The 26321-nt window shown below is 44.0% G+C and carries 30 protein-coding genes, 1 riboswitch and 1 other annotated feature; of the genes, 20 read left to right on the top strand and 10 right to left on the bottom strand.

Annotated features, from left to right (window positions below; translation table 11 throughout):
• Positions 1-32: 32 nt before the first annotated feature.
• The 6 genes from P0G38_RS11865 to P0G38_RS11840 all read left to right on the top strand — a co-directional run bounded on the left by P0G38_RS11865 (position 33) and on the right by P0G38_RS11840 (position 5636).
• The gene (locus P0G38_RS11865) at positions 33-1613 is read left to right on the top strand and encodes an ABC transporter substrate-binding protein (protein WP_074535034.1); all 1581 of its coding nucleotides are present in this window, start codon (positions 33-35) and stop codon (positions 1611-1613) included.
• Between the two features lie 72 nt (positions 1614-1685).
• The gene (locus tag P0G38_RS11860; RefSeq protein ID WP_005234830.1) at positions 1686-2645 is read left to right on the top strand and encodes an ABC transporter permease; all 960 of its coding nucleotides are present in this window, start codon (positions 1686-1688) and stop codon (positions 2643-2645) included.
• The gene (locus tag P0G38_RS11855; RefSeq protein WP_005234832.1) at positions 2645-3475 is read left to right on the top strand and encodes an ABC transporter permease; all 831 of its coding nucleotides are present in this window, start codon (positions 2645-2647) and stop codon (positions 3473-3475) included. Before P0G38_RS11860 ends, P0G38_RS11855 begins: the two co-directional genes overlap by 1 nt.
• Positions 3476-3478: 3 nt before the next feature.
• On the top strand, positions 3479-4357 hold the full coding sequence (locus P0G38_RS11850; RefSeq protein WP_074535035.1) for an ABC transporter ATP-binding protein: 879 nt from the start codon (positions 3479-3481) through the stop codon (positions 4355-4357).
• Entirely contained in the window at positions 4357-5247 is an 891-nt protein-coding gene (locus P0G38_RS11845; protein ID WP_002316738.1) for an ATP-binding cassette domain-containing protein, read from the top strand. The genes P0G38_RS11850 and P0G38_RS11845 overlap by 1 nt, the downstream gene beginning before the upstream one ends.
• On the top strand, positions 5244-5636 hold the full coding sequence (locus tag P0G38_RS11840; protein WP_010747810.1) for an OsmC family protein: 393 nt from the start codon (positions 5244-5246) through the stop codon (positions 5634-5636). Before P0G38_RS11845 ends, P0G38_RS11840 begins: the two co-directional genes overlap by 4 nt.
• Positions 5637-5690: 54 nt before the next feature.
• Here the strand turns inward: P0G38_RS11840 and P0G38_RS11835 are convergent, their stop codons facing one another.
• Entirely contained in the window at positions 5691-6347 is a 657-nt protein-coding gene (locus P0G38_RS11835; RefSeq protein WP_008378905.1) for a Crp/Fnr family transcriptional regulator, read from the bottom strand.
• Positions 6348-6569: 222 nt separating this feature from the next.
• Here P0G38_RS11835 and P0G38_RS11830 point away from each other — a divergent pair, with 222 nt between their 5' ends.
• The 4 genes from P0G38_RS11830 to P0G38_RS11815 all read left to right on the top strand — a co-directional run bounded on the left by P0G38_RS11830 (position 6570) and on the right by P0G38_RS11815 (position 10294).
• Positions 6570-7835 (top strand): MFS transporter, encoded by a 1266-nt coding sequence (locus P0G38_RS11830; RefSeq protein ID WP_074535036.1) that lies wholly within the window; start codon positions 6570-6572, stop codon positions 7833-7835.
• A gap of 31 nt (positions 7836-7866) precedes the next feature.
• Positions 7867-8049, top strand: a complete 183-nt coding sequence (locus tag P0G38_RS11825; RefSeq protein WP_005225550.1) for a hypothetical protein — start codon at positions 7867-7869, stop codon at positions 8047-8049.
• Positions 8050-8278: 229 nt separating this feature from the next.
• Positions 8279-8380: riboswitch (THF riboswitch) on the top strand.
• Between the two features lie 26 nt (positions 8381-8406).
• Positions 8407-8937, top strand: a complete 531-nt coding sequence (locus tag P0G38_RS11820) for a folate family ECF transporter S component (protein WP_005225551.1) — start codon at positions 8407-8409, stop codon at positions 8935-8937.
• Between the two features lie 130 nt (positions 8938-9067).
• On the top strand, positions 9068-10294 hold the full coding sequence (locus P0G38_RS11815) for a glycoside hydrolase family 3 protein (protein WP_074535037.1): 1227 nt from the start codon (positions 9068-9070) through the stop codon (positions 10292-10294).
• Positions 10295-10366: 72 nt separating this feature from the next.
• Here P0G38_RS11815 and P0G38_RS11810 read toward each other — a convergent pair whose 3' ends face one another.
• From P0G38_RS11810 to P0G38_RS11770, 9 genes are all read right to left on the bottom strand, one after another.
• A complete protein-coding gene (locus P0G38_RS11810; protein ID WP_074535038.1) occupies positions 10367-11218 on the bottom strand; it encodes an Rgg/GadR/MutR family transcriptional regulator in 852 nt (283 codons plus the stop codon).
• 404 nt (positions 11219-11622) lie between these two features.
• Complete coding sequence (locus P0G38_RS11805) at positions 11623-11811, bottom strand: hypothetical protein (protein WP_005225554.1); 189 nt, start codon at positions 11809-11811, stop codon at positions 11623-11625.
• 223 nt (positions 11812-12034) lie between these two features.
• Complete coding sequence (locus tag P0G38_RS11800) at positions 12035-12457, bottom strand: VOC family protein (protein ID WP_074535039.1); 423 nt, start codon at positions 12455-12457, stop codon at positions 12035-12037.
• A gap of 103 nt (positions 12458-12560) precedes the next feature.
• Positions 12561-13145: a P-loop nucleotide/nucleoside kinase family protein gene (locus tag P0G38_RS11795; protein ID WP_074535040.1), complete on the bottom strand. Its 585-nt coding sequence runs from the start codon at positions 13143-13145 to the stop codon at positions 12561-12563.
• Between the two features lie 84 nt (positions 13146-13229).
• The gene (locus P0G38_RS11790; RefSeq protein ID WP_231434972.1) at positions 13230-13739 is read right to left on the bottom strand and encodes a YybH family protein; all 510 of its coding nucleotides are present in this window, start codon (positions 13737-13739) and stop codon (positions 13230-13232) included.
• On the bottom strand, positions 13682-14053 hold the full coding sequence (locus P0G38_RS11785; protein WP_074535041.1) for a hypothetical protein: 372 nt from the start codon (positions 14051-14053) through the stop codon (positions 13682-13684). The genes P0G38_RS11790 and P0G38_RS11785 overlap by 58 nt, the downstream gene beginning before the upstream one ends.
• 226 nt (positions 14054-14279) lie before the next feature.
• Positions 14280-14765: a tetratricopeptide repeat protein gene (locus P0G38_RS11780; protein WP_275851267.1), complete on the bottom strand. Its 486-nt coding sequence runs from the start codon at positions 14763-14765 to the stop codon at positions 14280-14282.
• Between the two features lie 57 nt (positions 14766-14822).
• Positions 14823-15350 carry a GNAT family N-acetyltransferase gene (locus tag P0G38_RS11775; RefSeq protein WP_074535043.1) on the bottom strand — a complete coding sequence of 176 codons (528 nt, stop codon included), beginning with the start codon at positions 15348-15350 and terminating at the stop codon, positions 14823-14825.
• Between the two features lie 24 nt (positions 15351-15374).
• A complete protein-coding gene (locus P0G38_RS11770; protein ID WP_275851261.1) occupies positions 15375-15587 on the bottom strand; it encodes a hypothetical protein in 213 nt (70 codons plus the stop codon).
• Between the two features lie 675 nt (positions 15588-16262).
• Positions 16263-16316: a sequence feature (sodium ion sensor (DUF1646 type); this cis-regulatory element may regulate processes involved in with the transportation of sodium ions), on the top strand.
• 109 nt (positions 16317-16425) lie between these two features.
• On the opposite strand from P0G38_RS11770, the gene P0G38_RS11765 reads away from it, so the two are divergent.
• The 10 genes from P0G38_RS11765 (at position 16426) to P0G38_RS11720 (ending at position 26299) form a co-directional block, all read left to right on the top strand.
• Positions 16426-16758: a hypothetical protein gene (locus P0G38_RS11765; RefSeq protein WP_015509344.1), complete on the top strand. Its 333-nt coding sequence runs from the start codon at positions 16426-16428 to the stop codon at positions 16756-16758.
• Entirely contained in the window at positions 16736-18697 is a 1962-nt protein-coding gene (locus P0G38_RS11760; protein WP_074535044.1) for a V-type ATP synthase subunit I, read from the top strand. The genes P0G38_RS11765 and P0G38_RS11760 overlap by 23 nt, the downstream gene beginning before the upstream one ends.
• A complete protein-coding gene (locus tag P0G38_RS11755) occupies positions 18694-19164 on the top strand; it encodes a V-type ATP synthase subunit K (RefSeq protein WP_005225567.1) in 471 nt (156 codons plus the stop codon). The genes P0G38_RS11760 and P0G38_RS11755 overlap by 4 nt, the downstream gene beginning before the upstream one ends.
• 13 nt (positions 19165-19177) lie before the next feature.
• Positions 19178-19762, top strand: a complete 585-nt coding sequence (locus P0G38_RS11750) for a hypothetical protein (RefSeq protein ID WP_005225568.1) — start codon at positions 19178-19180, stop codon at positions 19760-19762.
• A 3-nt stretch (positions 19763-19765) separates the two neighbouring features.
• A complete protein-coding gene (locus P0G38_RS11745; protein ID WP_074535045.1) occupies positions 19766-20752 on the top strand; it encodes a V-type ATPase subunit in 987 nt (328 codons plus the stop codon).
• Complete coding sequence (locus P0G38_RS11740; protein WP_005225570.1) at positions 20742-21050, top strand: V-type ATP synthase subunit F; 309 nt, start codon at positions 20742-20744, stop codon at positions 21048-21050. The genes P0G38_RS11745 and P0G38_RS11740 overlap by 11 nt, the downstream gene beginning before the upstream one ends.
• Before the next feature lie 15 nt (positions 21051-21065).
• The gene (locus P0G38_RS11735) at positions 21066-22853 is read left to right on the top strand and encodes a V-type ATP synthase subunit A (RefSeq protein WP_074535046.1); all 1788 of its coding nucleotides are present in this window, start codon (positions 21066-21068) and stop codon (positions 22851-22853) included.
• Positions 22837-24234, top strand: a complete 1398-nt coding sequence (locus P0G38_RS11730) for a V-type ATP synthase subunit B (protein ID WP_010747828.1) — start codon at positions 22837-22839, stop codon at positions 24232-24234. The genes P0G38_RS11735 and P0G38_RS11730 overlap by 17 nt, the downstream gene beginning before the upstream one ends.
• Positions 24215-24844, top strand: coding sequence for a V-type ATP synthase subunit D (locus P0G38_RS11725; protein WP_010747829.1), 630 nt, complete (start codon positions 24215-24217; stop codon positions 24842-24844). Before P0G38_RS11730 ends, P0G38_RS11725 begins: the two co-directional genes overlap by 20 nt.
• Positions 24845-24922: 78 nt before the next feature.
• Complete coding sequence (locus P0G38_RS11720; RefSeq protein ID WP_034869953.1) at positions 24923-26299, top strand: TrkH family potassium uptake protein; 1377 nt, start codon at positions 24923-24925, stop codon at positions 26297-26299.
• Positions 26300-26321: the final 22 nt, after the last annotated feature.

Genomic DNA, 26321 nt, shown 5'->3' with positions numbered 1-26321 from the left:
TACTATATAGGAACAGGAAGTAGGATGGAAAAATGATAAATTGGAAAAAAGGTTTAGCAAGTGTTGCCGTCGTCGGACTAGGATTTGTTCTAGCAGCCTGCGGTGGATCAAATACAGAAGAAACATCAACCAGTAGTGCAGCTGGAGCTGGGGATGATTCAACATTCACTTATGCCATCAGCGGGGACCCATCGTCCACTAACCCGATCAACACCAGTGATCGTTGGGGCTTGACAGTGACAAACATGATCTATTCTCCACTCGTTACAGTGGAAGCAGACGGAACAACACAAAATGCGTTGGCAGAATCAGTGGAACCGGCGGAAGACGGCCTTTCATTGACCGTGCATTTGAAACAAGATGTGAAATGGTCAGATGGCGAAGACTTTACCGCCGATGACGTTGTTTTCACGTATGAACAAAAAGTCAAAAAAGAAAACGGCAATGCCGATTCGCTTTGGGTCGACGACCAGCCGATCGCGATCGAAAAAGTGGATGAATACACCGTGAAATTTGTGTTGCCAACACCGAGTGCAGCAGCGATCAGCAACATCGCAACCGAAACGTACATCATTCCCGAGCACATCTTTAAAGATGTTACCGACTTCTCGGTCAGTGAATTGCCTGAAAAACCAGTCGGCACTGGTCCGTATCAACTGAAAGAATACAAACGTGGTGAGTACTTTACTTTTGAAGCCAACGAAAACTATTATGGCGGCAAGCCTTCGATTCAAAATGTGACGTTGCGGATCATCGAAAGTACCGATACGGCGAAAGTCGCTTTGCAAAAAGGGGAAGTGGATGCAGCCGTTGTCTTGCCTTCAGATATTGAAGACTTAGATGATGAGCAGATTTCTGTTTATCCTTATACTGAAAACCGTGTTGGTTATCTAGGCTTGAACACTCACTCAGATGCTTTGCAAGATGTGAAAGTTCGACAAGCAGTTCTCTATGCGTTGAACAAAGATGAATTAAATCAAGCAGCATATTTAGATGAAGAGTATTATGCAACACCATATTCATTCTTGCCACCGAACAACCCATACGTCACTGATGATGTTGAAAAATACGAGACAAATGTCGAAAAGGCTCAAGAACTTTTACAAGAAGCTGGCGTGACTGATTTGTCATTGAATTTGGCTTTCAACTCAACTGATCCAGCTCAAACGATCCAAGCTACGTTGATCCAACAACAATTGCAACAAGCAGGCATTACAGTTACCCTTGAAGGTGGCGATGGTACAGCGATCTTTACCGAGTTGAAGAAACCAGATTCAACGAAGTACAACTTATTCCTTGGCGGGTATATCATGGGGAATGACCCTGACTTATATGGCAGTTTATTCGAAACTGGCGGTAGTGCCAACTACTTCCAAAGCAATAGCGAAACCATTGACAATTTGTTCGCCCAAGCAGCGGTTGAATTAGACACGGACAAACGTGAAGCATTGTATGATGATTTGCAAAAAGCCATTGCTGACGAAGCGATCATTTACCCAATCGTTGACAACAAGAAAATCCTAGCGGTCAATAACCGAATTGGTAATGTAGAAGATGCAGGTTTGATCCCAATCTATACATTCGAAGATATGTCTAAATTGACAATCAAGTAAATCCATTGGCTGTGATAAAGAGGAATCTTTTTTATCACAGCTTTTTTCTATGAAAAAGAAAGTAGGTCAGTTATGTTTCGATACATTGCAAAACGAGTATTGCAAGCAATTCCTTTGCTGTTTGTGATCTCTTTTATCGTTTTTTCACTTATACATATCGCACCGTATGATGTGATCGACTCCATCACGACACCCAATATGTCGCAAGAGCAAATCGATCTTTTGCGGCAGCGCTATGGCTTGGATCAACCCTTTTTGGTTCAATATTTTCTTTGGATCAGAAATATTCTTACCGGTAATCTTGGCTTTTCTTTGGTGTCTCAAAGTAGTATTTCACAAGAACTTGCGACTCGGATCCCGAATACGATGCGTCTAGTGATCCCTGCATATTTGACAGCTTTATTGCTGGCGATCATTTTGGGTCTGTTAGCTGCTGCCAACAAAGGAAAGATTTGGGATCGGATCATTGACGCTGTGGCATCTCTAGGGATCGCTGTGCCGACCTTCTGGTTTGCGATGATCTTGATTTATGTGTTTGGTTACTTATTAAATATGTTTCCAATCATTGGCATGTATACGGTCGGTAAAGAAGGGGATTTTGGCGATTTTCTGCAGCATTTTATTTTGCCTTATACCACATTGACAGTCGCCTTCTTTCCAGATTTGACGCGGTATATCCGCGCATCAGCGACACAACAAGTTTCAGAAGACTACGTGATGGTGCAACGGGCATTTCATGCCAGCAAATGGCAGATTTTCAGCCGTCATATCAGTCGAAATATTTTGATTCCCGTTGTCACCCAAATCGGCTTGGCGTTGCCGATGTTAGTTACCGGTGCGATCATTACAGAAACGATCTACGGCTGGCCGGGCGTCGGACCTTACTTGATGAGTGCGACGAAAAGCCTCGATTATCCTGTGATCATGGCCATCATGCTGCTGTCAGCAACACTGGTCATCTTAGGGAATTTGTTAGCGGATGTATTATACTCCGTGGTTGATCCACGTATCCGTAAAGGAGGGAGCAAGTAATGAAACGTTTCAAAAAAATCAGTGAAGTCATGCTTGCTTCGCCCATCTATACCTTTTCTGTCGTTTTCCTGACGTTATTGATTATTTTGTCGCTTGTTGCGCCTTTGATCCCCATCGATCCCAATGCAACGGATGTCAGCAACATGTCACAGCCGCCGAGTTGGTCTCATTTATTTGGAACCGATGAAGTGGGGCGAGATTACTTTATTCGGGTCGTCTACGGCGGTCGGGTGTCCTTGTTTGTAGGTGTCTTGGCAATGATCACTGCGACGTTTATTGGGACTCTTGTCGGTCTTGTTTCTGGCTACTTTGGCGGATGGATCGATAACTTGCTGATGCGGCTCGTCGATGTGTTGTCATCGATTCCTTGGCTGGTGTTAGTGATCGTTTTGAGCGTCTTTTTACGTCCCGGACTAACCACGATTATTATTGTGATCGGCGGCTTCTCCTGGATGAACATCGCTCGTTTGATTCGTGGTGAAACGTTAGCAGCGAAAGAACGGGAGTATGTTGCTTACGGGAAATTTATCGGCCGTTCTTCATTCAGTATTATCGTGAAGCATGTTTTCCCAGCAGTACTGCCAACCTTGATCGTTGCGGCATCCGCAAGTATTTCTGGAGCGATCATGACCGAATCAGCGTTGAGCTTCCTCGGATTAGGCATTCAGCAGCCGATGGCTTCGTGGGGCAGTCTGTTGCAAAACGCGCAAAACAGCTTGCAGCGGGCACCATACATGGCGATCCTTCCCGGGCTTTTTGTTATTTTCACCATCTATTCCTTCAACAACATCGGCGACATGATCAAACATGTCTTGCAAAGGGAGGTGTGACCGATGAAGACAGAATTATTAGCGATCGAAGCGTTGAATGTGACGTTTCACAGCAAAACCGGTCCGAAACCGTTAGTCAAAAAGCTGGATCTAGTGATTCCAAAAGGCAAAGTGGTTGGGATCGTCGGCGAATCTGGTAGTGGCAAAAGTATGACCATGAAAAGTGTCATGGATCTTTTGCCTGATAAGGTGACCGATCACTATGCCAGTTATACATTTGAAGGAGCAGCAGTGACCGATCGTCGAACCTTACCGATCGCCATGATTTTTCAAGACCCGATGACTTCGTTGAATCCTTTGCGTACGATTGGCTATCATTTGATCGAAGTGATTCGCCGCACACAAAAAGTATCGAAAAAAGCAGCACAAGAAATCGCCGTCAAAGAGTTAGAAAAAGTCGGCATACCTTTTCCAGCACAACGTATGAAACAATATCCCCACGAGTTATCAGGAGGGATGCGTCAGCGGGTGATGATCGCCATGGCTTTATTGGCGCAACCGAAATTACTGATCGCAGATGAACCGACGACGGCTTTAGATGTGACGATCCAAGCACAGATTTTGGCATTGATCAAAAACCTGCAAAGAGAGAACCAGCTTTCCGTCGTCCTTGTGACCCATGACTTTGGGGTCGTTGCAGGAATGTGCGACTTTATTAAAGTGATGTATCAAGGTCGAGTCGTGGAAGAAGGCACCACAGAAGAAATCTTTTATCAACCTGCGCATCCTTATACGAAACAATTATTGCAGGCGGCCCATTTAGGCGACAAGCATGCCGAATTAAAAGTCTTTGACTATCATGAGACATTGGCAGATGAGTTGCAAGAAACGCAGTTATCTAAGACCCATCGCGTTTGGCGCAATCAGGAGGTGACAGAATAATGGAAGAACTGATTCGCGTAGAACATGCGACGAAAACCTTTCGCAGCAAAAACTGGCGCGGCACTGTCAGTGAAGTCCGAGCGGTCGAAGATGTCAGCCTAACGATCCATCGGGGCGAGACATTGGGGCTAGTAGGGGAATCTGGGAGTGGGAAAACCACTTTAGGACGCAGTATTTTAAATTTAGAGACCTTAACAAGCGGGGAGATTTTCTTTGAAGGCAAAGAGCTAACAGCATTGACGGCAGAAGATCGCAAAGCAGCGTATCAGCAAATGCAGATCATTTTCCAAGATCCGTATTCATCATTGAATCCCCGCATGACGGCACTTGAACTGGTGATGGAGCCGTTGTATCATGAAACGAAAGATGCTGCCCGAGCGAAAGCCAAAGAAATCTTAGCGATCGTCGGGATCACGGGTGATGATGTCCATAAACTGCCCCGCAGTTTCAGCGGCGGACAACGACAACGGATCGGCATCGCTCGTGCGGTGGTCAATCGCCCGGCGTTCGTCTTGTGTGATGAACCGACTTCGGCATTAGATGTCTCCATTCAGGCTCAGATCATCCAATTGCTGCTGCGTCTGCAAAAAGAGTTTTCGTTGTCTTATTTGTTCATTTCCCATGACTTGTCCGTGATTCGTCATATCAGTGACCGAACAGCCGTCATGTATCAAGGGAAATTAGTTGAATTGGCACCCACCGACCGTTTGTTTGACAATCCGCTGCATCCTTACACGAAGAAATTATTAGCAGCAGCGCCGATCGCTGATCCTGTGTTAGCAAGAGGTGCGATGGAACAAACGGAAATTCAAAGCACGATTACTTTGACACCATTGTATGAATGGGTCGAAGTTGAACCAGATCATTTTGTGAGGAGAGAAAAACGATGACAGTAGAAACATTGACGATCCATCAAGGAAGCGACAAATTTGAAATGACGACCCCAACTGGCAATTGGGTGTTAGCACGGGAAAAAGGCTATTCGCCAGTCCAAATGCTGGTGAGTGCGGTCGCTGCTTGCGGCGGCTATGTATACGCATCCGTCCTAGAGAATTCAAAAATCACAGCAGAAATCGAAAAGATCGAAGTCAGCTATGACCGGGACGACAACAAAAAAGCCCAACCAGTCAGTGCCATCCACATTCAGTTTTATGCGAAAATCGCTGAAGCCGACCATGACAAAGCGACCCGTTGCCTAAAACTCGTTTCACCAAATTGCCCCGTGATCCAATCATTAGATCCAGCGATCGAAGTGACGGAAACGGTGACGTTTATTTAATCGAAAAAGACTTTGTGTGCCTGAAACCAATAGGCGTACAAAGTCTTTTTTTGATCAATAAATAATATTCTCCCGAATAAAGTCGATATCTGTCACTAATAGTTTGCGATCGACACTTTTTAGGGCGCCAGATTCTCGTAATTTTTGCATCATTCGATTGACACTGCTGGCAGAGGTAATGCCGCAAAAGCGAGCGATCTCCTCATTGGTGACTTCAAAGTCAATCAAGACACCATCTGTTGTCTGGATTCCGAACGTTTCATACAGCTCATTGATTTGGGTACAGACAGCACCAAATTTGCCGTTCATCAGCATTTGCTGCATCTTTTTCATCGTGTCCATCAAGTTTCTTCGATAATACTCTTTGACATAATCCTGCAGCAGGCGATCACGATTGACATCTGCCCAAAATTGATCCCGCACGATTTTGTATAATTCGGCTTCTTCTGATTCAACCCGCACATTAAAAGGGGCTTCGACTTCTTGAGAGGATTCGTCTTTAAACAAAGAGACGATCTCAAAATCCGTCAAATAGCGCAAGTTGAATTCGCGCCCTTCATGGGTCACTACGCTAGTTTTGATGATACCTTTTTTTAAAATATAGACGTACCGATCCGGGATGCCTTCATATGTCAAGTAACTCTTTTTCTTACGGATAACGACCGGTATTGCTTGTTTTTCTAAATAATCACGTAATATCTGTTTCTCCACCCACGTTACTCCTTCACTTCATGCCAACCCAACATTTTCTGAAAAAAATCTGAAATTTCCTCTATTCATGCTTCATTAAAAGACATTTCTGGTGAAAAAGCAATAACAAATGTTAATGTTTCTTGTTAATGCTCTTTTTTAACAGCAAAAGCGCATTTCAAGCAGAGGAAGTTTCGGTATAGTAAAACGCATCACAGCACAAACAGGAGGAATGGAAGAAACATGTCAGATAGGGAAACCAATCAAGAAGGAGTCGTCAGCTCGTTGCCGTCAACTAAAAATGAAAAACTATGGAACAAAGGGTTTATCACGATTACCTTGATCAATTTTATCGTCTTTCTCGTGTATTATTGTTTTGTCGTCATCACCGCGAAATTTGCCACGCAGGAGTTAGGGGCATCCACTGCACAAGCTGGCTTGGCAGCGGGGATCTACATTATCGGGACCTTGATCGCTCGCTTGTATGTTGGGAAAATTTTAGAATTAGTTGGTCGTAAAGCCGTTTTGCGCTGGGGGATATTGTTTTATGTCATTACCACCGCTGCTTATTTGGTCTCAGTCAACATTTATATTTTAAATGCAGTGCGCTTTTTCAATGGCTTTGCTTATGGTGCCGTCTCGACTGCGGCTAATGCGATCGTCACCGCTTATATCCCAGCTTCCAAACATGGCGAAGGGATCAATTACTATGGATTAAGTACTAGTTTAGCAGCGGCGGTCGGACCTTTTATTGGTATGCTTTTACTACCGACAGTCGGCTTTGATTTCATTATTTGGTTAGCAACTATTTTATCGATCGCAACAGCCATCGCTTGTTTCTGGTTCCCAGTCAAAAACATCCCATTGACGGAAGAACACAAAGCACAACTAAAAAAATGGTCCGTCAAAAGTTTTGTCGAACCAAAAGTCTTTTTCATTTCTGGGATTGCCTTTTTGATCGGGTTGGCTTATTCCAGCGTTCTCGGCTTCTTGTCGATCTACGCCAGTGACCTTGGGTTAGAAACGGCCGGTGCCTTTTTCTTCATCGTCTATGCACTTTCTGTGACCTTCACACGGCCAATGACTGGCAAACTATTTGACCGCCATGGCGCAGATGCGGTCATGTATCCTAGCTTTCTATTCTTGACCCTTGGTCTTTTCTTATTGAGTATTACTGGCAACAGCTGGATGTTGTTGCTTGCGGGTTGCTTTGTCGGCTTGGGCTATGGCACCTTCATGTCTAATGGCCAAGCCGTCTGTCTGAAAGAGGTCGATCCTCACCGTGTCGGCGTAGCGCTCTCCACTTATTTCATCGGGCTGGATCTCGGCTTAGGCGTAGGTCCCTATGCATTAGGAAGCTTGCACGGTTTGTTTGATTACTCGCAGATCTACATCTTATGCGGACTGATCCCAGTCGTCGTTCTTGTTTTATACAAATTGTTTTATAAAACGAAACGCGCAGTTGCCGCCGTTGGTACGATGAAGCAGCCAATCAACGAAGAAGACTAACCTCAACCATTACAAAAAGGAGTGTTTCACCATGGATAACAATCAATTGATTATTGAAGCATTGAACAAATTAGTAACGAATATCAACGAATTGAATGAAGAAATGCATGCCATGAAAGAGGTTACCGCAACGATGACCCATGAACAACTTGCTATCGATCATCAATTACGCGACATCAAATCGGTATTGATCAATGACAATCTGATTGGGTAAATTGTCATAAGGCTTGAAATGAAACAAGAAACAAGCATGAACGCTTTTTTTGAGAATGTTTGCTGCTCACTTACTGGTGGTAGAAAGATTCACATGAGAAAAGCGTTTTTTTGATGCACAAAAACGAAAAGCGAACATTGACAGATTTTGTACAAGAAAATAAGCAAGAAAAATTGTAGCAGTCCGCGCTTGTATGCTATAGTGTGTCTGGGTAGCAATACCTAAAAAAATCAGAGTAGGAAATAAAGCGTCAAGTGCTGAAAGGATGGGATGTTGCCTTTCGGACGAAGAACGATCATTCGTTCGCGGTTTTATTTTCGCATTCGCTGCATGAATTTGTAGCAACTCTAAAAGGAGATGCTCGCTATGAAAAGAAAAGTCGATGCACACATGATTGCGGTCATGGGACTTTTGATTGCCTTAATGGTCGTCTTGTCGCAAATCTTGGGGTTTGAAACCTCCTATATCAAAATCACATTTTCCTTTGTACCCCAGCTGATCATGGGTATGCTGTTTGGTCCATTTTGGACAGCAGTTGGCTCGTCATTAGCTGATATCGCAGGAATGGTGATTTTTCCAAAATCAGCCTACTTTTTTGGCTTTACCATCAATGCCTTCGTTGGTGGACTGATTTATGGCTACTTCTTTTATCGGAAAGAAGTCACATTAAAACGAGCGGCGATGGTCGTCTTGTTAAATACACTTTTAATAACCTTGATCTTAACACCGATCTGGTTAGCTATGATGCTGAATATTCCTTTGACAAGCTGGGCGATTTGGTCGGTCCGCTTGCTAAAAGCAGTCATCATGTTCCCGATACAAACTGCGTTGATTTACATCGTAGGGCGTGCGGTACCATACAAACGGCTGATCCGACGGTTCGTTTAACGAGTAAAAAAGAACGATAACATCCATTGAAGTGAATCATCTGCGAATATTTCGTCAGTGGTTCACTTTTTTCTTTCTAAGGATTGGCTTAATCATTCTCAATAACTTGTTTAGAGGGGAAGGGGAATCTATGAATAAAAAAGGACTCGCTATGGGACTGTTTCTTTTCTTGGTCTTAGCAGCAATGGGAGGGATGAAGTGGATGATAGAACAGCAAAAACAGCAAACCGAAGAGCCAGCCATGATCCAGCAAAGCAGCTTGAGGGACGAAACACAGGAAGAAAGCAGGGAAAGCCAGGAAACTACCTCAGTTTCCACGTCAACTTCTGTTTCAACTTCCACGCAAGAACAGCCAGAAGAGGCAATAGCAGAAAAAATCGCCACGATGAGTTTGGAGGAAAAGGTCGGGCAATTGTTTTTTGTGCGTGTGCCAGAAAGCAATCAAATCGAAGAGCTTCAAAAGTATCATTTCGGTGGCTATCTGTTATTCGGCCGTGATACCGAAAATGAGACGGCGGAGAGCTTGAAACAGAAAATTTCAGATTACCAAGCAGCCAGCGCCATTCCGCTGTTGATCGGTATGGATGAAGAAGGGGGCACAGTGACTCGCATCAGCCGCAATCCGAACCTTACGGATCAGCGTTTTCTCTCACCACAACAGCTGTATGCCCAAGGTGGATGGTCGGCGATCGAAGAAGATACAGCAAAGAAAGCGGAAATTTTAAAAGCTTACGGCATCAATGCTGGGCTGTTTCCCGTTGCCGATGTTTCCACTGATCCGCAGTCCTTTATCTACGACCGAACCATTGGCATGGATGCGCAGGGCACGAGTACGTTTGTAGAACGTGTGGTTCATGTTTTACAGAAACACCACGTTGGGTCTACCTTGAAGCATTTTCCTGGCTATGGCAACAATCGTGACTCGCATGTCGAAATCGTCACCGATGACCGCCCGCTATCTGCACTGCGGGAAACGGATTTTCTGCCTTTTGCCGCAGGGATCAAAGCTGGTGCCGATAGTATTTTGGTGGCGCATACGATCGTCAATAGTATCGATAAGACCGTACCCGCCTCTATTTCAAAACCCGTGCATGAGCTGCTGCGAAATGAATTGCATTTTGAAGGGGTCATCATGACGGATGACTTGGATATGGCAGGACTTTCTGAGTTCATTCCGCAAAAAGAAGCCGCATTACAGGCGTTGCAGGCGGGAAATGATCTAGTGATCTCCTCTACCTATCAAGAACAGATCCCTTTTGTGGTACAAGCGGTTGAAGATGGCCGCTATTTAGAAGCTGATTTGAATGCTTCCGTGAAACGAGTCTTGCTCTGGAAAGAAGCATTGCATTTACTTTAAGAAAAAAATAAACCTGCTGTTTCCTCCGTGTAAGAGAGTTGTTCTCTTACTGAGAGGAAGCAGCAGGTTTTTTTAGATACTCTGAGCCAGTGCCTCTAATTCTTTGGCAAAGGCTTCTTGACCAATAAATCGCAAATAGTCCAATGCTTTTTCAATCGTGGCCATTCCCAACGTACGATCGCCTTGGAACAAGGCGTAAATGCCTTCGAAATAACGAATCATCAAGCGGATACGATCATTGTCCGGCGGCAGGTGATCGGCTAGATACGTCAGCACATGCGCCAACTCGGCAGGTTTTTTGCGATCGATAAACAAGAAAGCCGCATTTGTCAGCAATTTTGTGTAGATTTGATAATTGATACTTAATGCATTGCTGTAAAAAATTTTTTTATTCAGGTGTTTCATTTGATACAAGATGTACTCGTCAGAAAAAAGGAAAAGCAGATTGGTAAATAAGGAGATTTCAAACTTTCCCCACGTGTCGATTCGTTCCAAGTATTTCTTGATGGTCGCTTCGATGATGCAACGTTCTTCCTCGTCGGTAACCACGCCTTTTTTCTCTAAAATCAAAAAGAATTGACTATACAGGACATAATAGAAGAAATCCTTCGTGGTTTTATACAGCGCTTGGGCTTTGTTAATCAAAGAGAGGACTTCAGAATACTTGCTTTCATAGTAAGCGGTGGTCAACTGTTTGGATAGCTGCTTTTTCTCGCTGACTTGATTGTCATCCAAGCGATACTCAAATTCCTCCAAAGTGACATTTAAGCGGTCCAAATACTGGTGCAAAATATCAAAGGCGATGCGGTGCCCTTTTTGTTCAAAGGTTGCCAGTGTACTGCGTTCTGAAATGTTCTCAACCAATTTTCGCTGTGAGATATTTCGTTCCGTTCGTAACTCTTTTAACAAGTCATTGGCCTTCAAAAAATCCCTCCTAAAAAAAGTGGACGGAAAAATAGTCCAAATATGTTACAGCTTTATTTTGCGGGTAAACTTGAAGAAAGTCAATTAAAGGAGGAGAAATGGATGTTTGATTTTTTTAGTTTTCCCTGGGAAGTTGTAGAACTAATGGCTAACGTTTTTTCTTTCTTCAAATAATCGATCCTTTGTGATTGGTTAGCAATTGATTTTTTAACAGGAAAAAAGTATAAGTGGTTTCACGTAATAAGTTACTGTTCATTCGCGCATTCAAACGCCCTCTCCCCAAACAGCTTACCCTGTCCAGGTGCGTAGGTCTGCCGAATCCCTTTTAAAAAAGGAGCAAACACAACAGCGAGTGATTGCTCTTTTTTTGTTGGTCAAAAAACCTGCATACGGCATCCCAACAGTCAGTTTTGTTTTTTCTTGAACATTGGTTCATTCGGATCAGAATAGTAATCAGGATTGAATTCATCATCGATCGAGACCCCGAAAAGAGAGACGAGACTGGGAAGAACCCCAATCACGCCGAGGACGACGGCAACTGGAAGGTAGAACTTTTTGCGCTTGTACCACGGAAGCTGCGATTTTTTTTCCATAGGAACTCCTCCTTTTTAAATAGTGTAGCATGTTCTGAGTTAAGTGTGTTAATAATTACCTTCAATATTTAAAAATATACTAAAAAGGTATATTGGTATATCTGATGGGGAAAAGGCTTCCTAGTAAAATTTAGGGAGCGTTCGTTTTTGTCATTGTTGCCAGAATCAAGTTTTATAAAAAAGGAACCGAGTAAGAAAGCCATCCTTCTTACTCGGTTCCTTTTTATTGTAAGTAATCCTTGGTTTGGTCCATCAAGGTTTGAAAGTCTGATTCGTTTTTTCTTATCGCCTCTGTTAGGGTAAACAAATAACCGTTGGGGTCTTTGATGGTCATTTCAAGGGCATTCCAAGGCTTTTCCATCAAAGGTTCCACTATCCACTTTTCGGGAATTTTTTGAGCGATATTCTTAAGATCAATCATCGCTACATTCAAAATTGCCCCATCGCCAACAGTGAACGAGTCTGCGGCAATCAGCATCAAATCTTGGTAGTCAGCAAGACGCAGATGGTCCATCGTCACTTGATTTTCTTGATTGCGAAACTGATACAATGACTGGAAACCCAAGATTTCTGCAAACCATTTTGATGATTGTTCAATATCTTTTGTCTTCAATTGATAAAACATTGGCATAACATATACTTTCATTTTGACACCTCCTCTTAATTAGAGGATACCGCTTGACGCAGCGTCAAAGTCAATAGACAATTTCGTATTGAAGCAAAGCTTGAGAATGGCGTTTCTTTGGCACTTAAGTCAAGGAAAAATGGGCAATAATTGTTTGACTCACTTCATCAGGTGATAAGTGGGTATTGTTGATTTTCAGCGAAGGAATCGTTGGAAAAAGGGTAGTTAATTCCTGTGGCAGGCTTTCTAAGCGATAGTTTTCAAACGAAGACAAAAGCTCGTTTCTAGAAAAATCCAGCGCTCTTTTTGACGGCTTTGCGGCTAAACGGTCCTCATGGCAATTGCGCTTTAAGCGTTCCTCAATATCAGCCACTAGTTCGATAAAATAGACCTTTTGCTGGGCATCGGTAAATAGTTGGGCGATCTCTTGTAAAAAAGCTAAATCTCCCGCTTGATCGAAATCAATCAAGACCGTAAAAATGATTGATTTTGTCGTATTATTGGCTTCATTTTGAACAAAGGCTTTGAAGAGTTCGATCCGTGTTTGATTAGACAAAGCGAATGCTGCGGGACTATAGCTAAGAAAGTTCGCAAAAAGATCAATGGTCTGGTGATTGAATAAAAGCTTTGCATCCAATCGTTTTTCCAGTTCTTTGCCCACAGTCATTTTCCCTGCGGCTTGTGCGCCAATCAAGACGATCAATGACATCACAACACATCCTTTTTATCAATCGTAACAAAGGTGGTTTGCAATGTAAATCAGTTCTTGTGATCATTTAAATCATGACGTAGGCTAGGGGGTAACTGAGGAGCTTAAGTGTTCGTGGACCAAAACCCAGTTTCCTTCGATCTTTTCAAAAATATTCGTGGCTCTACCCGAGCCTTCAATAAATTCTTCATTCAGAAAACCTTCATAGTGATACGTATAAAGACAGACTGCGGATTGAGCAGATTTGTGGAGCCATTGTACATCTGAAATATGATAATGTTCGTCTTTGATTAAGTCCCAAGCATTCTCAAAATATTGGCAAATTTCCATAGGTGTTCGACAGGTTGCATCAGAAAAGTAATAGATCGCCTGTTTTCCAAGGAATGGCTGAACTTGACGAAAATCGTGGGTATTGGTTGCTTGAATATAACCTTCAAGAGCTTGTTCCGGTGTGTGGATACGCGCACTTCCTTTCGCAAATAGATAAGGATAGTGTATCAAGGAAACCGAAAACTGTGAACCCTTCTTCTCACTGACTATGTAAATAAGAAACGTCGGAACTTCTCCGACAAAGGGAAGAAAACCATGCAGCACAAAAGCACAGTCTGGAACAACAAAATGACTAGTAGATTGATCGTTTCAAATCGTGAATAAAGATAGAAGTGGATCAGCCACTCGAAGACATTGACAAAGACTAAATAAAGGTAGTGCGCTTTTTTGACCTTGCAGTTTTTTAACCAATAATAGCTTAAGTAATAATCTAGCAAGATCATCAATAATAGAAAAAGTTTACTGAAAGCCGTCAGATTGTCATGCTGCGAGGCGAGTTTTTGAAAAAACAACAAAAGGGTTGGTGTCGGAATATAAATGATCAATAAGGATAGGAAAAAATAGACAATAAAGGGCATAGTCATTCCTCCAATCTGTTATTAAAAAAACATAGATAAACTAACAGATTTATTGAGAGCCGTCAACTGGTTTTTCATCGAAAAATTCGATAATGATGGGTAGCGTTGCTTGGAGGAAAAGGTTCAAAGGACAGTCGGTGGTAGCAAAGGATGATCGCGAGATATCCAAAAGAAAGACTCCCTTTTACGAGAAAAGGGAGCGGAGGAGTTGCTTCATGGGGTATATTTATGCCCATGTCTCATTGAGTTTATCCGCATAAAACAAAAGTGCCTGTCGGTAAGACTGGATGTCTGGATCGCTAGAGGTTTCGGCAAGCAGGGTCAATAATCGTTTAGTGGCTTGCTCATACTCGGCGAGATTAAACAGTGTCATGGCATAGAAGGTTTGCAAAGCATGATTTTTTGGAAACTGCTTCATCGCTTGTAAAAGCACGTCTTCGGCTTTTTGATAATTGCCGAGGGCACGATAGGTGCTGCCTAGACCTAGGTAGGCATCTGGCAAGTCGTTTTCTGATAACCCTAACGCGATTGCTTGTTCATAATAAGGAATTGCCTGTTGTTCTTCCCCTAAAAGATCATAGCTCCAAGCCGTTTGGTACTGCACAAAGGCATCTTGGGGATTTTCGGCAGCTAATTGAATCAATTGTTCATTTGATTGTTGGAGTTTTTTTTCAGTCCGCAGTTGGATCGCAGCAGCTAGTCGTTCATTCATTGGTTGGAAGCTCCTTTTCAAATAGTAGAAAATGACTTAGATAACTTGCAAGCTTAGCTAAGGAGAAAGATCAGCCCAGCTTTCACCTGCAAAAGAAAAACCGCATGCTTCATACAGCTTGTAGGCTGGCTGGTTTTCAACTGTCACTACCAAGTAAAGGTGAATGAGTCCCATGCCTTTTGCTCGTTGGATCACTTCCTTCATCAGCAGCTTGGATAAGCCGTTGCCTTTAAAGGCTGCGTCCATAACGACAAATAATAGCAGGGGAAGCTCTTGAAACGTGCTGGTTACTACGGCACCGATAGGATGATCATCCTTTTGTAACTGAAAAGAAAGCTCTGGAATCAAGGGACCGTATTTTCCGTCAGCGGTCTCTCTCAGCTCTCTTTGCCAGTCAGCAAGCGATTCCCCTTCGTCATCTGACGTTTCATGATAGGCGGAATAAAAAAGCTCTGCGACACTTCGAGAATTCGGGAGAAAAGGCTCAAAAGAAAGGGCGGATTCTTGTAAAGCTTTGGGGGCATGTTGTAAGTCACAAGCCATAATGATTCGTTTCATAGAAGCACTCCTCTCTGCTCGTTTCATTTATTATAGCAGAGCCAAGCTTTTTCACGTTCGTTTTTTTCTAATAAAAGCCCAGATCCAACGAATTCCTTCGTAGATTGCAGTGAAGACAGCTACCAGAAACAAAAACGACATGTAGTGGATCAAAAAAGCGAGCTGAAACCATAAGCCATAGACCATCGGCAGGACGACAAGCAAACAAAGAACCAATTCGATGTTTCGCTTTCTTCTAATTTGAAACCAACGTTCATCTGACATCCTTTTTTCCTCCTGTTCATTCTTTACACACACATTTCGTTAAATATCCATCTTTATATAAAACAATCGATATAGTTGCGATATTTTGATTAAAAAACTAGGAAATTGATTTAATTTTTGGTAATCTTGAAGATAAGATTAGAAATAGCTGTTGTTTTTTATTTTGACTGATTTTCCCACGAAAGACAAGGTGAGCACAATGGAAAGAAAACCGATGTATTTAAAAAATGGGCTTCCTTTAACAATGGAACTAGGTAAAATTTACACATGCCTTTATCGAGGCGGTTATTTCATTTGTGAAGAAAAGGGCCAACCGCTGCCACCGATAAAAAGAGAAGCGAAATAAGCGAACTTCTCACTTAAGATTTGTCAGGGATCGAATGGGTTGTTGGAACTGTTATCTCCTTTTGGGTACCAATTAAATGATGTCTAGCATTTTCAAAAAATCTCAACGTTCTTCATTCATACCATTCTAAGTCTTAAATTGATTTTGACCGATTTCAATTTAGTAAGAACAATCCGATCACTGGCAAATGTTAGGTGGAAAGTTGGGCAGGTAGCAAGTGAATCAGTAATAGGTGAAAAACACTTTTTTCTCACAAAAGATGATTTCACTTGAATAGAACGCCGTTTTTTGCTATAATAGTTCAGGAATTGAAAAATAAAATAGACAAAGGTTGAGCATTTTTTATGCTTCAAGGATCAGGTTTGCCAAGGGGTGAGGCAAACATTCTTGGAGGAATGCTGGCCTTTTTTCATATCAGCATACTTCTTCGTGAGGTATGCTTTTTTGTTTATTTTTCAGTTGAGAATACAAATCATTATAGGAGGGGAATCGATGAGAGAAGCTTTGACTCGTTTACGAGAAGCAGAAGAAGCCAATGAACAGCAATTGCGCGCTTTGAAAAAAGAATTGCAGTCGGAAGAAGCGCAGCAGCAACAAGCATTGCAAGAGCGATCAGCCGCTTTAGAAGAGGCGCTTGCTCAAGAACAAGCAACAATCGAAGAGCAGTTGCAACAGTCACTAGCAGCACAAAAGCAGCAGCTGGCAAAAGAGAATCAGCAAGTGTTAGATCGTTACCAAAAAAATATGCAAAGCTTCCAAGAGCAAGCGGTTCAACAGATCGTTGAAGGAGTGATCGGGACTTATGGCAGTAACCAAACTAAATAAACTAACGTTGATCACCCCGAAGCACTACCAAGAAAGGTTATTGACGAAGCTGCAAACGATGCAGTTTGTTGAAATCGAGAACGTATTTGAGCAGGAAGCGAACGAAACTTGGCTGCGGGAATTTTTTGCAGGAGCCACCCCAGAAGGTGCTTCTCATCAACCAATGATTCGTCGATTGCAAGAAGCGATCCGCTTTATTCGCCAAAATGGTGATGCGAAAAAAGGCACGGAATGGCAACGAGATGCCTTGCGGCTGTCGGACTTTGAAACAAGCTTCGATGAAGCAGCAGCATTAACGGAGCTGGTTGAAGTCGAGAATTTGCAGGAGCGCTGGGTAGAGACGATCGAAGCGATCGAAGCAGCGACGCAGTCGGAAGAATGGGCGACACAATGGCAAAATCTTGACGTACCCTTGGAGATCGAAGCGCCTGCACATACAAGTTTTTTTGCTGGGAGTGTCGAAGGTCCACGCTGGGAAGATCTAGCTGAAGCCTTGCGTCAATTGGAAGAGGTTCATATCGAAGTGATCTATTCTGAACCCAAAAAAGTCAATTTCAGCTGCCTGTTTTTAACAGCGATCGAAGAGCAAGTGTTCCAATTGTTTCACCGATATGGGGTGAAGAAAGAAACTGGCCTGACATCCGAATCACCAAAAGTGGTTTTACAAAATACGAAACAAGCCTTGTCTTCCTTGACGCAGCAGCGCAAAGAACTGATTACAGAAATGAGTCAGCACAAACAACGGCTGATCCTGCTGCAGCAAGCGGAAGAACTGTTTTTGACTCGTGAGAATCGGGCAATGATGCAACAGCGCTTAGCAGCTGGTCAGACCTTTGCCCTCTTGCGCGGCTGGATCGAAGAAAAGGATCAGCCGTTAGTGGCGGAAATGGTCCAAGAATCCTTTGCCAACGAGATTTACTATTCATTTGAAGAACCCACTGCAGAGGAGATCGCTGCCAATCAAGTGCCAACGAAACTAAAAAACGCCTCGTTTATTCAACCCTTTGAAATGTTGACGGAAATGTACAGCTTGCCAAAATACGATGAGATCGATCCAACCCCATGGATGACGCCTTTTTACTATGTTTTCTTTGGTATGATGGTGGCTGACTTAGGTTATGGTGCATTAATGGCTGTCGCGACCACGATTGGGCTACACGCCTTGCGTTTGCCCAAAGGGACCAAACGGTTTCTGAAATTGTTCCAGATTTTGTCTGTGCCAACTATGATTTGGGGCGCAATCTACGGCTCCTTCTTTGGTGCTACATTGCCCTTCCAACTTTTATCGCCCTCCGAAGATTTTATGGCGATCTTTGGTCTATCCATGATTTTTGGTGGGATCCAACTGTTTACAGGCCTTTATTTAGCAGCCAAAGAAAATATCCGCAAAAAGGATCTTTTAAGTGCAGTCAACGAAGGCTTTGCGTGGCTAGGACTTTTGAGTGGTCTTTTAGTGGCAGCCGCAGGCAATCTTTTGATCGATGTCCCAGCACTAACAACCGTCGGCTTGATTTTAGCAGGCTTTAGTGCCTTATTGATCATCGTGGTACCGATTCTGAAAGGGAAAACCAAAGTGGGCGGCTTCTTTTTAGGCTTGTATGACTTATACGGTGTGACCAGTTACATCGGCGACTTTGTCAGCTATAGCCGCTTGATGGCATTAGGGATCTCTGGTGGGAGTATCGCAGCAGCCTTCAACTTATTGGTGGGCTATTTGCCGCCAGCCGCTCGTTTTTCTGTAGGCATTCTCTTATTGGTTGTCCTACAAGCTTTAAACATCTTTTTATCGTTACTGAGTGCGTATGTGCATGCCGCTCGTTTACAATATGTAGAGTTTTTCGGAAAATTTTTCACTGGTGGGGGGCGCCAATTTGAAACCTTTAAGCCAAGTGAGAAATACGTTGATTTTGATAAAGAAAATGGAGGAGACAATAAATGATTGATTACTTAATTAATAATAATGGTGGTATGGTGTTTGCAATTATCGGAATGGGGATCGCTACGATCTTTTCTGGGATCGGTTCAGCCAAAGGGGTGGGCCAAACTGGTGAAGCAGCGGCAGCCTTAACGACGAATCAGCCGGAGAAGTTTGGACAAGCCTTGATTTTACAATTGCTTCCCGGAACGCAAGGACTATACGGATTCGTTATTGCGTTTATGATCTATGGTAGCTTAAGTGGTGAAATGTCGACAGTGACTGGTATGGCGTACTTGATGGCATCACTGCCAGTTGCCTTTACTGGCTTATTCTCAGGAATGGCCCAAGGGAAGGTCGCTGCAGCTGGGATTCAAATTTTAGCGAAGAAACCAGAGCATTTCTTTAAAGGGGTTATGTTCTCAGTAATGGTTGAGATGTATGCCATCTTAGGCTTTGTTATTTCTTTCTTACTTTTAGGAACGATTTAAAGGGGGCGAAGGTATGGATGCAATCGACAAAATGATTGCTGAACTAGACCAAGAAGCGCAGACAAAACGGGAACGTTTGGCTGCCGCTGAACGTGCTAGGATCAGTGAAACGATGGCACGTGACTGGGCGAAAAAAGAGTCGGACTTGCAGCTTCGTGCCCAGCAAGCAAAAAAGCAAGCCGAAAAAAATTATCAGCAAGCGCTGAATCGCCAAGCAAGTGCCGCTAAGCAGCAGCAAATGGTGAAACAAAACGAATACCTGACACAACTTTTTGAGCAAGCGTATCAACAAATGGTTGCCTGGACGCCAGAAGAGCTGCAGTCATTTGCTGAAAATGTGCTGCAACAGCTGCCGATCAGCGGGACGGTGACCTTCCACGCTGGTCCTGAGCAAGCAGCCCATCTAGATGCCGCTTGGCTTACGTCTTGTCAATCAAAACTACCGTATCAAATCAAAGCAGGCGCACCATTGACAGAAGCAGGCTTTTTGGTGGATGACAACGGCATTCAATACAATTTTACCTATCAGGTACTGCTTGATGAATACAAGAAAGAAACCCGAGAACGGTGGTTGCAGATCATACAACAAGGAGGTTGATCCATGAGGAACTATCATCAATTGAATCCAATCATTCGGCTGAAAGAGATGACGTTGCTAAAGCCGCAAGAAGTCGAACAAATGATTGCGGCAGAAGGGTTTGCTGAAGTCGAGGCTGTCTTGCAGCAGACCCATTATCAACGCTATTTGAAGCCAGATTTTCATGAACGATTCGAAACCTATCTCGATGAAGAATTGTTAAAGACGATCAAAGAATTGGCCGAGCTGGTTCCTGATCAAGAGATCCTCCGACTGTATATGATGCCTTTTACTTTCCATAATCTAAAAGTCTTGACCAAAGAGTCAGTCACTGGAAAAGATTATGATCATCTACTGATCGAAGATGGTTTTTACACGATCGATGAGTGTCGGACCGCCATCAAAACGGGAACCTCAGAGGTATTGCCTGAGAAAATCGTGACTACGATCCAAGAAGTGCGGGAGTACTTAGAAGGCGGCGCCGTGCTGCAAGGCATCGATATCATTTACGATCGCCGGTATTTACATGAACAACGGCGACTGGCAGATGAAATCAAGATCCCTGAGCTACAAGAAGCTGTCATCAAGATGATCGATTTGACCAATATAACGATTGCCGCACGTTGTGTACTTCAAAAACGATCGCGCAGTTTTATGGAGGCAGTCTTAGTGAGTGTCGGCAGTATCCCGAAAGAAGAATTTTTAGCGTTTGCGGATGCGTCCTATAGTGACTTTTTAGCCTTCTTATTAGAAAGTGATTATCAGGAAGTGTTGCGGCCTTTGATTCATGAACAGGTGATCGACTTTGCTGGCTTGGCACTTTTGCAAGACAATTTGATCACAGAAAGCTATGGCCAAGCCCAAACGGATGCTTTAGGACCACTGCCTTTACTCGCATTTTTGAATGCTAAGGTTTTGGAACTACAAAATCTGCGTATCTTGCTAGTAGGCAAACGCAGTGGCTTTACGGAAGAACAACTCAGAGAAAGGATGCGGCACTATGACTCATAAAATCGGCGTAATCGGCGAGAAAGAATCCGTCATTCCTTTTCAACTATTTGGCTTTCAGGTCTGCTATGCCTCGGAAGAAAAAGAAGTGAAGCAGGCGCTGGCAAAATTAATGAAGAACAGTACGATCATCTACCTGACTGAAAAATGTGCCGAGCTGATTCCCGATGAATTAGCAAAAGTCCAACAAAAAATGACACCTGCAGTCATCTTGATTCCTGATTATGATGGTTCCCGAGGAATCGGCAAGCGAATGATTCAAGAAAATGTCGAAAAAGCAGTTGGACAAAACATACTATAGAGAGGAGCCGATGTTGTGGAAAAAGGAACAATTATTAAAGTATCTGGTCCATTGGTGTTAGCCAAAAATATGGGCCATGCAAGTTTAGAAGATATCTGTTATGTAGGAGATTTAGGCGTGGTCGGTGAGATCATCGAAATGCGCGGCGACGTCGCTTCGATCCAAGTCTATGAAGAAACGTCTGGGATCGGACCTGGTGAACCAGTCGAAACCACCGGTGAACCGCTATCCGTCGAATTGGCGCCTGGGATCATGTCACAAATGTTTGATGGCATCCAACGTCCCTTAGAAACCTTCATGTCTATCACCCAAAGCAACTTCTTGACGCGTGGGGTGCAATTGCCTGCGTTGGATCATGAGAAAAAGTGGCCCTTTGTACCGACAGTCGAAGTCGGTGCAGTAGTCAGTACCGGGATGGTCATCGGCACCGTGCAAGAAACACCGTTGATCAATCACAAGATCATGGTTCCTCATGGCGTTTCAGGAACAGTCAAGGCTGTTTATGCGGGGGAATTTACCATCGATGAAACGATTTATGTTTTAGATACACCCAAAGGAGAACGGTCTTTCACGATGCTGCAAAAATGGCCCGTGCGTCATAGCCGTCCAGTAAAGCAAAAACTGAATCCAGTCGAACCAATGATTACTGGCCAGCGAGTGATCGACACCTTCTTTCCAATCGCTAAAGGCGGGGCGTCAGCCGTTCCAGGACCATTTGGTGCAGGGAAGACTGTCGTTCAGCACCAAATCGCCAAATGGGCGGATGTCGATCTGGTCGTCTATGTCGGCTGCGGCGAACGCGGCAATGAAATGACCGATGTAATGAACGAGTTTCCAGAGTTGATCGACCCTCGTAGTGGTGAATCTTTAATGGCGAGAACCGTGTTGATCGCTAACACCTCCAATATGCCGGTAGCCGCTCGGGAAGCGTCGATTTATACTGGGATCACGATTGCGGAATACTTCCGAGACATGGGGTATTCAGTGGCGATCATGGCGGATTCCACCTCACGTTGGGCAGAAGCACTGCGAGAAATGTCTGGTCGTCTGGAAGAAATGCCTGGTGATGAAGGGTATCCAGCTTACTTAGGCAGCCGCTTGGCAGAGTATTATGAGCGTTCTGGAAAAGCGATTTGCTTAGGTTCTGATCAAGAAGGCAGTATCACTGCCATCAGCGCCGTTTCACCATCAGGCGGCGATATTTCAGAACCAGTTACCCAAAATACGTTGCGGGTCGTAAAAGTCTTTTGGGGCTTAGATGCCACCTTAGCGCAAAAGCGTCATTTTCCATCGATCGATTGGTTGAAGAGCTATTCTTTATACGAAAACGAATTGGGTGCCTTTTTGGACCAACAAATGCAAGTGGATTGGTCCAAACAAGTAACAGAAGCCATGCGGATGCTGCAAAAAGAATCTGAGTTGTCAGAGATCGTTCGACTTGTCGGTATCGACGCTTTATCCGAAAAAGATCAGTTATTGCTGGAAACCACCAAATCATTGCGAGAAGATTTCTTGCAGCAAAACGCTTTTGACGACGTCGATACGTTTACCTCTCGTGAAAAGCAGTTCAAAATGCTGGAAACGATCTTGCTGCTCCACAAAGAAGCGGAAGATGCGTTGACGCTAGGTGCGTATCTTTCAGAAATCTATGCAGGAACCGAAGAATTGCGAGACAAAGTGGCACGTATGAAGTACCTGCCTGAAACGGAATTAGCAAAAATTCCTGCTTTGCATCAAGAGATCAAAGCAACGATGAAAGAAATTTTACAGAAAGGAGACCGCACCGATGATCAAGGAATATAAAACGATTGGAGAAGTAGTCGGACCATTGATGGCCGTCGATCGCGTCTCCGGTGTCAAATACGAAGAGTTGATCGAAGTCCGCATGCAAAACGGCGAAACGCGGCAAGGACAAGTACTGGAGATCCAAGAAGACAAAGCGTTGGTCCAAATTTTTGAAGGAACCGGCGGGATCAATTTGCGGGAATCTGCGGTGCGTTTCTTAGGACATCCTTTGGAATTAGGCGTTTCCGAGCAAATGATCGGGCGAGTCTTTGACGGTTTAGGTCGGGTCAAAGATGGCGGAGTAGAGATCGTCCCAGAAAAATTTATGGACATCAACGGCGAAGTAATCAATCCAGCAGCGCGGGATTATCCTGATGAGTTTATTCAAACGGGGATCTCATCGATCGACCACTTGAATACGCTTGTTCGGGGACAAAAGCTGCCGATTTTTTCTGGTTCTGGTCTGCCTCATAAAGAATTGGCTTCGCAAATTGCGCGTCAAGCACAAGTGTTGAACTCGGAAGACGATTTCGCTGTTGTGTTTGCTGGCATCGGGATCACCTTTGAAGAAGCAGAATATTTCATGGAAGATTTTCGTCAAACTGGCGCCATCGACCATTCTGTCGTCTTTATGAATCTAGCCAATGACCCAGCGATCGAGCGGATCGCTACTCCCCGAATGGCACTGACGGCAGCCGAATACTTGGCTTATGAAAAGGGCATGCATGTCTTGGTGATCATGACTGATATGACCAACTACTGTGAAGCTTTGCGGGAGATCTCCTCTGCTCGTCGTGAAGTGCCAGGACGTCGGGGTTATCCTGGGTATCTTTATACCAATTTATCCACGTTATATGAACGTGCGGGACGGATTCGCGGCTTGAAAGGTTCAGTGACCCAGCTACCGATTTTGACCATGCCAGAAGATGACAAAACCCATCCGATTCCCGATTTGACCGGCTATATCACCGAAGGACAAATCATCTTGTCTCGTGATTTGTATAAAAACGGCATCCAGCCACCCATCGATGTCTTGCCGTCATTGTCACGGTTAAAAGATAAAGGGACCGGTGAAGGAAAAACCCGTAAAGACCATGCCGCAACGATGAACCAGTTGTTTTCTGCCTATGCTCAAGGAAAGCAAGCCAAGGAATTGGCAGTCGTTTTAGGAGAATCGGCATTGTCGGAAGTAGATAAAACCTATGCCAAATTTGCGGAACGCTTCGAAAATGAATACTTGAACCAAGGGTATCGCACCAACCGTTCGATTATCGAAACCTTGGAATTAGGCTGGGAATTATTGGCGATGCTGCCAAAAGTCGAGCTGAAGCGGATCAGCGATGCCCTACTGGCGGAATACTTACCGGGAGAGGAGAACAATGGCGCAAAAAACCGTTAATCCAACCCGCATGGAGCTGTCGCGCCTCAGCAAACAATTGGCGACAGCCAAACGCGGACACAAATTATTAAAAGACAAACAAGACGAACTCATGCGTCAATTTATTGAATTGATCAAAAAGAATGACCGCTTGCGTAAAGAAGTCGAAGAACAATTGCAGCGTGCCATGAAGGCATTTCGCTTAGCCAATGCCACAATCAATGAAAAATACATTGAAGAAATGTTTATTTTACCAGCAACTGAAGTCTCCCTTGAATTGTCCACGAAAAACATCATGAGTGTGGAAGTGCCAGTGATGCATTTTGATTACGACGATACGGTGATGCAAGCGCCGATCGAGTACGGCTTTTTGAATTCCAATGTTCCGTTAGATAATGCTGTCGCCCGTTTTACTGACGTCATGCCGAAGCTGTTGGAGCTAACGGAAATCGAAAAGACCTGTCAATTGATGGCAGGGGAAATCGAACGGACGCGCCGACGCGTCAATGCCCTAGAATATTTGACGATTCCCGAGCTGGAAGAAGCCATTTATGGAATCAAAATGCGGCTGGAAGAAAATGAACGAGCAAACGTAACAAGAATGATCAAAGTGAAGAATAAATCAAAATAAAATGGTATGATAATAGAAAAAACAAATGCAATAAACTTGGATTACTAAGACATTGGTTTTTGCAAAAGGTCAAAGGAAATGAAAATGAAAAAAAGAAATCGTTTGAAAAAAAAGCTGGCATCGCAACGCTTTTTGATTCCGCAGATCGTCACACTGGTCTTCGTTTTGCTGATATTGGCAGGAACTGGCTTGCTGATGCTGCCGGCTGTCACCCAAAGTGGTGAAGGCACCAACTTTTTAGATGCGCTGTTTACTGCCACATCGGCTGTTTGCGTGACGGGTCTTTCGACCTTGACCGTAGCCGATCATTACAACCTGTGGGGCCAAGGGATCTTGCTGATGCTGATTGAGATCGGTGGGATCGGCTTCATGTCGATTCCCGTCTTCTTTTACATCTTGGCGAGAAAAAGAGTCCATCTTAGTACTCGGATGATTTTGCGGGAATCATTGAATCTGGACCGAATGTCTGGAGAAATCCATTTGGCATGGTACCTGATTCGGATCGCCTTTTTGATCCAAGTCAGTGGGATCATCTTGCTGGCTTTTGCATTCGTGCCCCGTTTTGGTTGGGAGCAAGGCCTTTGGTACAGTGTTTTTCATGCGATCTCGGCCTTTTGTAATGCTGGGTTTGATTTGTTCGGCAACAGCATGGTAGGGTTTCAAAACGACCCATTTGTGCTGGGGGTCATCAGTTTCTTGATCATCGCCGGTGGTCTGGGGTTTCTCGTTTGGTTCGATCTCCTGCATACGGCGTCCAAAAAAAGGTCTCTGCATAGCCGCTTGGCATGGATCGCTATGATCGTTTTGGTGGTTTTTGGAACGGCAGGGTTCTTTTTGACCGAAGCCAATTCACAGTTGATCACGGGTGACTCGGTCATCGAACGTTTTTTCCAATACCTCTTCTTAGCGGTCACCCCAAGAACCGCTGGATTTTTCAGTATTGATTACGGACAAATGAGTCAAGCAGGCCTGATGCTGACGATGATTTTAATGTATATCGGCGGCACCTCTGGATCAACTGCTGGGGGATTGAAGACAACGACATTTGCGGTCTTGATCATCAAGATCCGCAGCTTATTGAAAGGGCGCAGTCGAGCGGAAGTTTTTGGTCGCACGATCAAAGAATCTGCTGTATCGCGTGCCTTTACGTTGTTCTTCCTTACCTTGACGTTATGCTTCGTAGCGATTTTCTTGTTGTCGATCACTGAGAGTATGCCGCAAACCCCAAACTTTGGGTTGCCAACCATTGCCTTTGAAGTTTTTTCCGCTTTTGGAACGGTGGGGTTGACCATGGGGTTGACGCCTTACTTGTCGGTTTTTGGCAAACTTTTGATCATTTTTTTGATGTTCATTGGTCGAGTCGGCATCATGACCGTTGCTTTTTCATTGATGAAAAAAGCCAACAAACAAGAAGCTGGCTACAAATATCCTGATGAAACCGTGATGATCGGGTAACGAAACAGGGAAACGAAGCACG

Source organism: Enterococcus casseliflavus (assembly GCF_029215545.1).
Lineage (GTDB): Bacteria > Bacillota > Bacilli > Lactobacillales > Enterococcaceae > Enterococcus_D > Enterococcus_D casseliflavus.
Note: the sequence above shows the minus strand (reverse complement) of the source record. Positions and strands in the feature narration are given on the sequence as shown.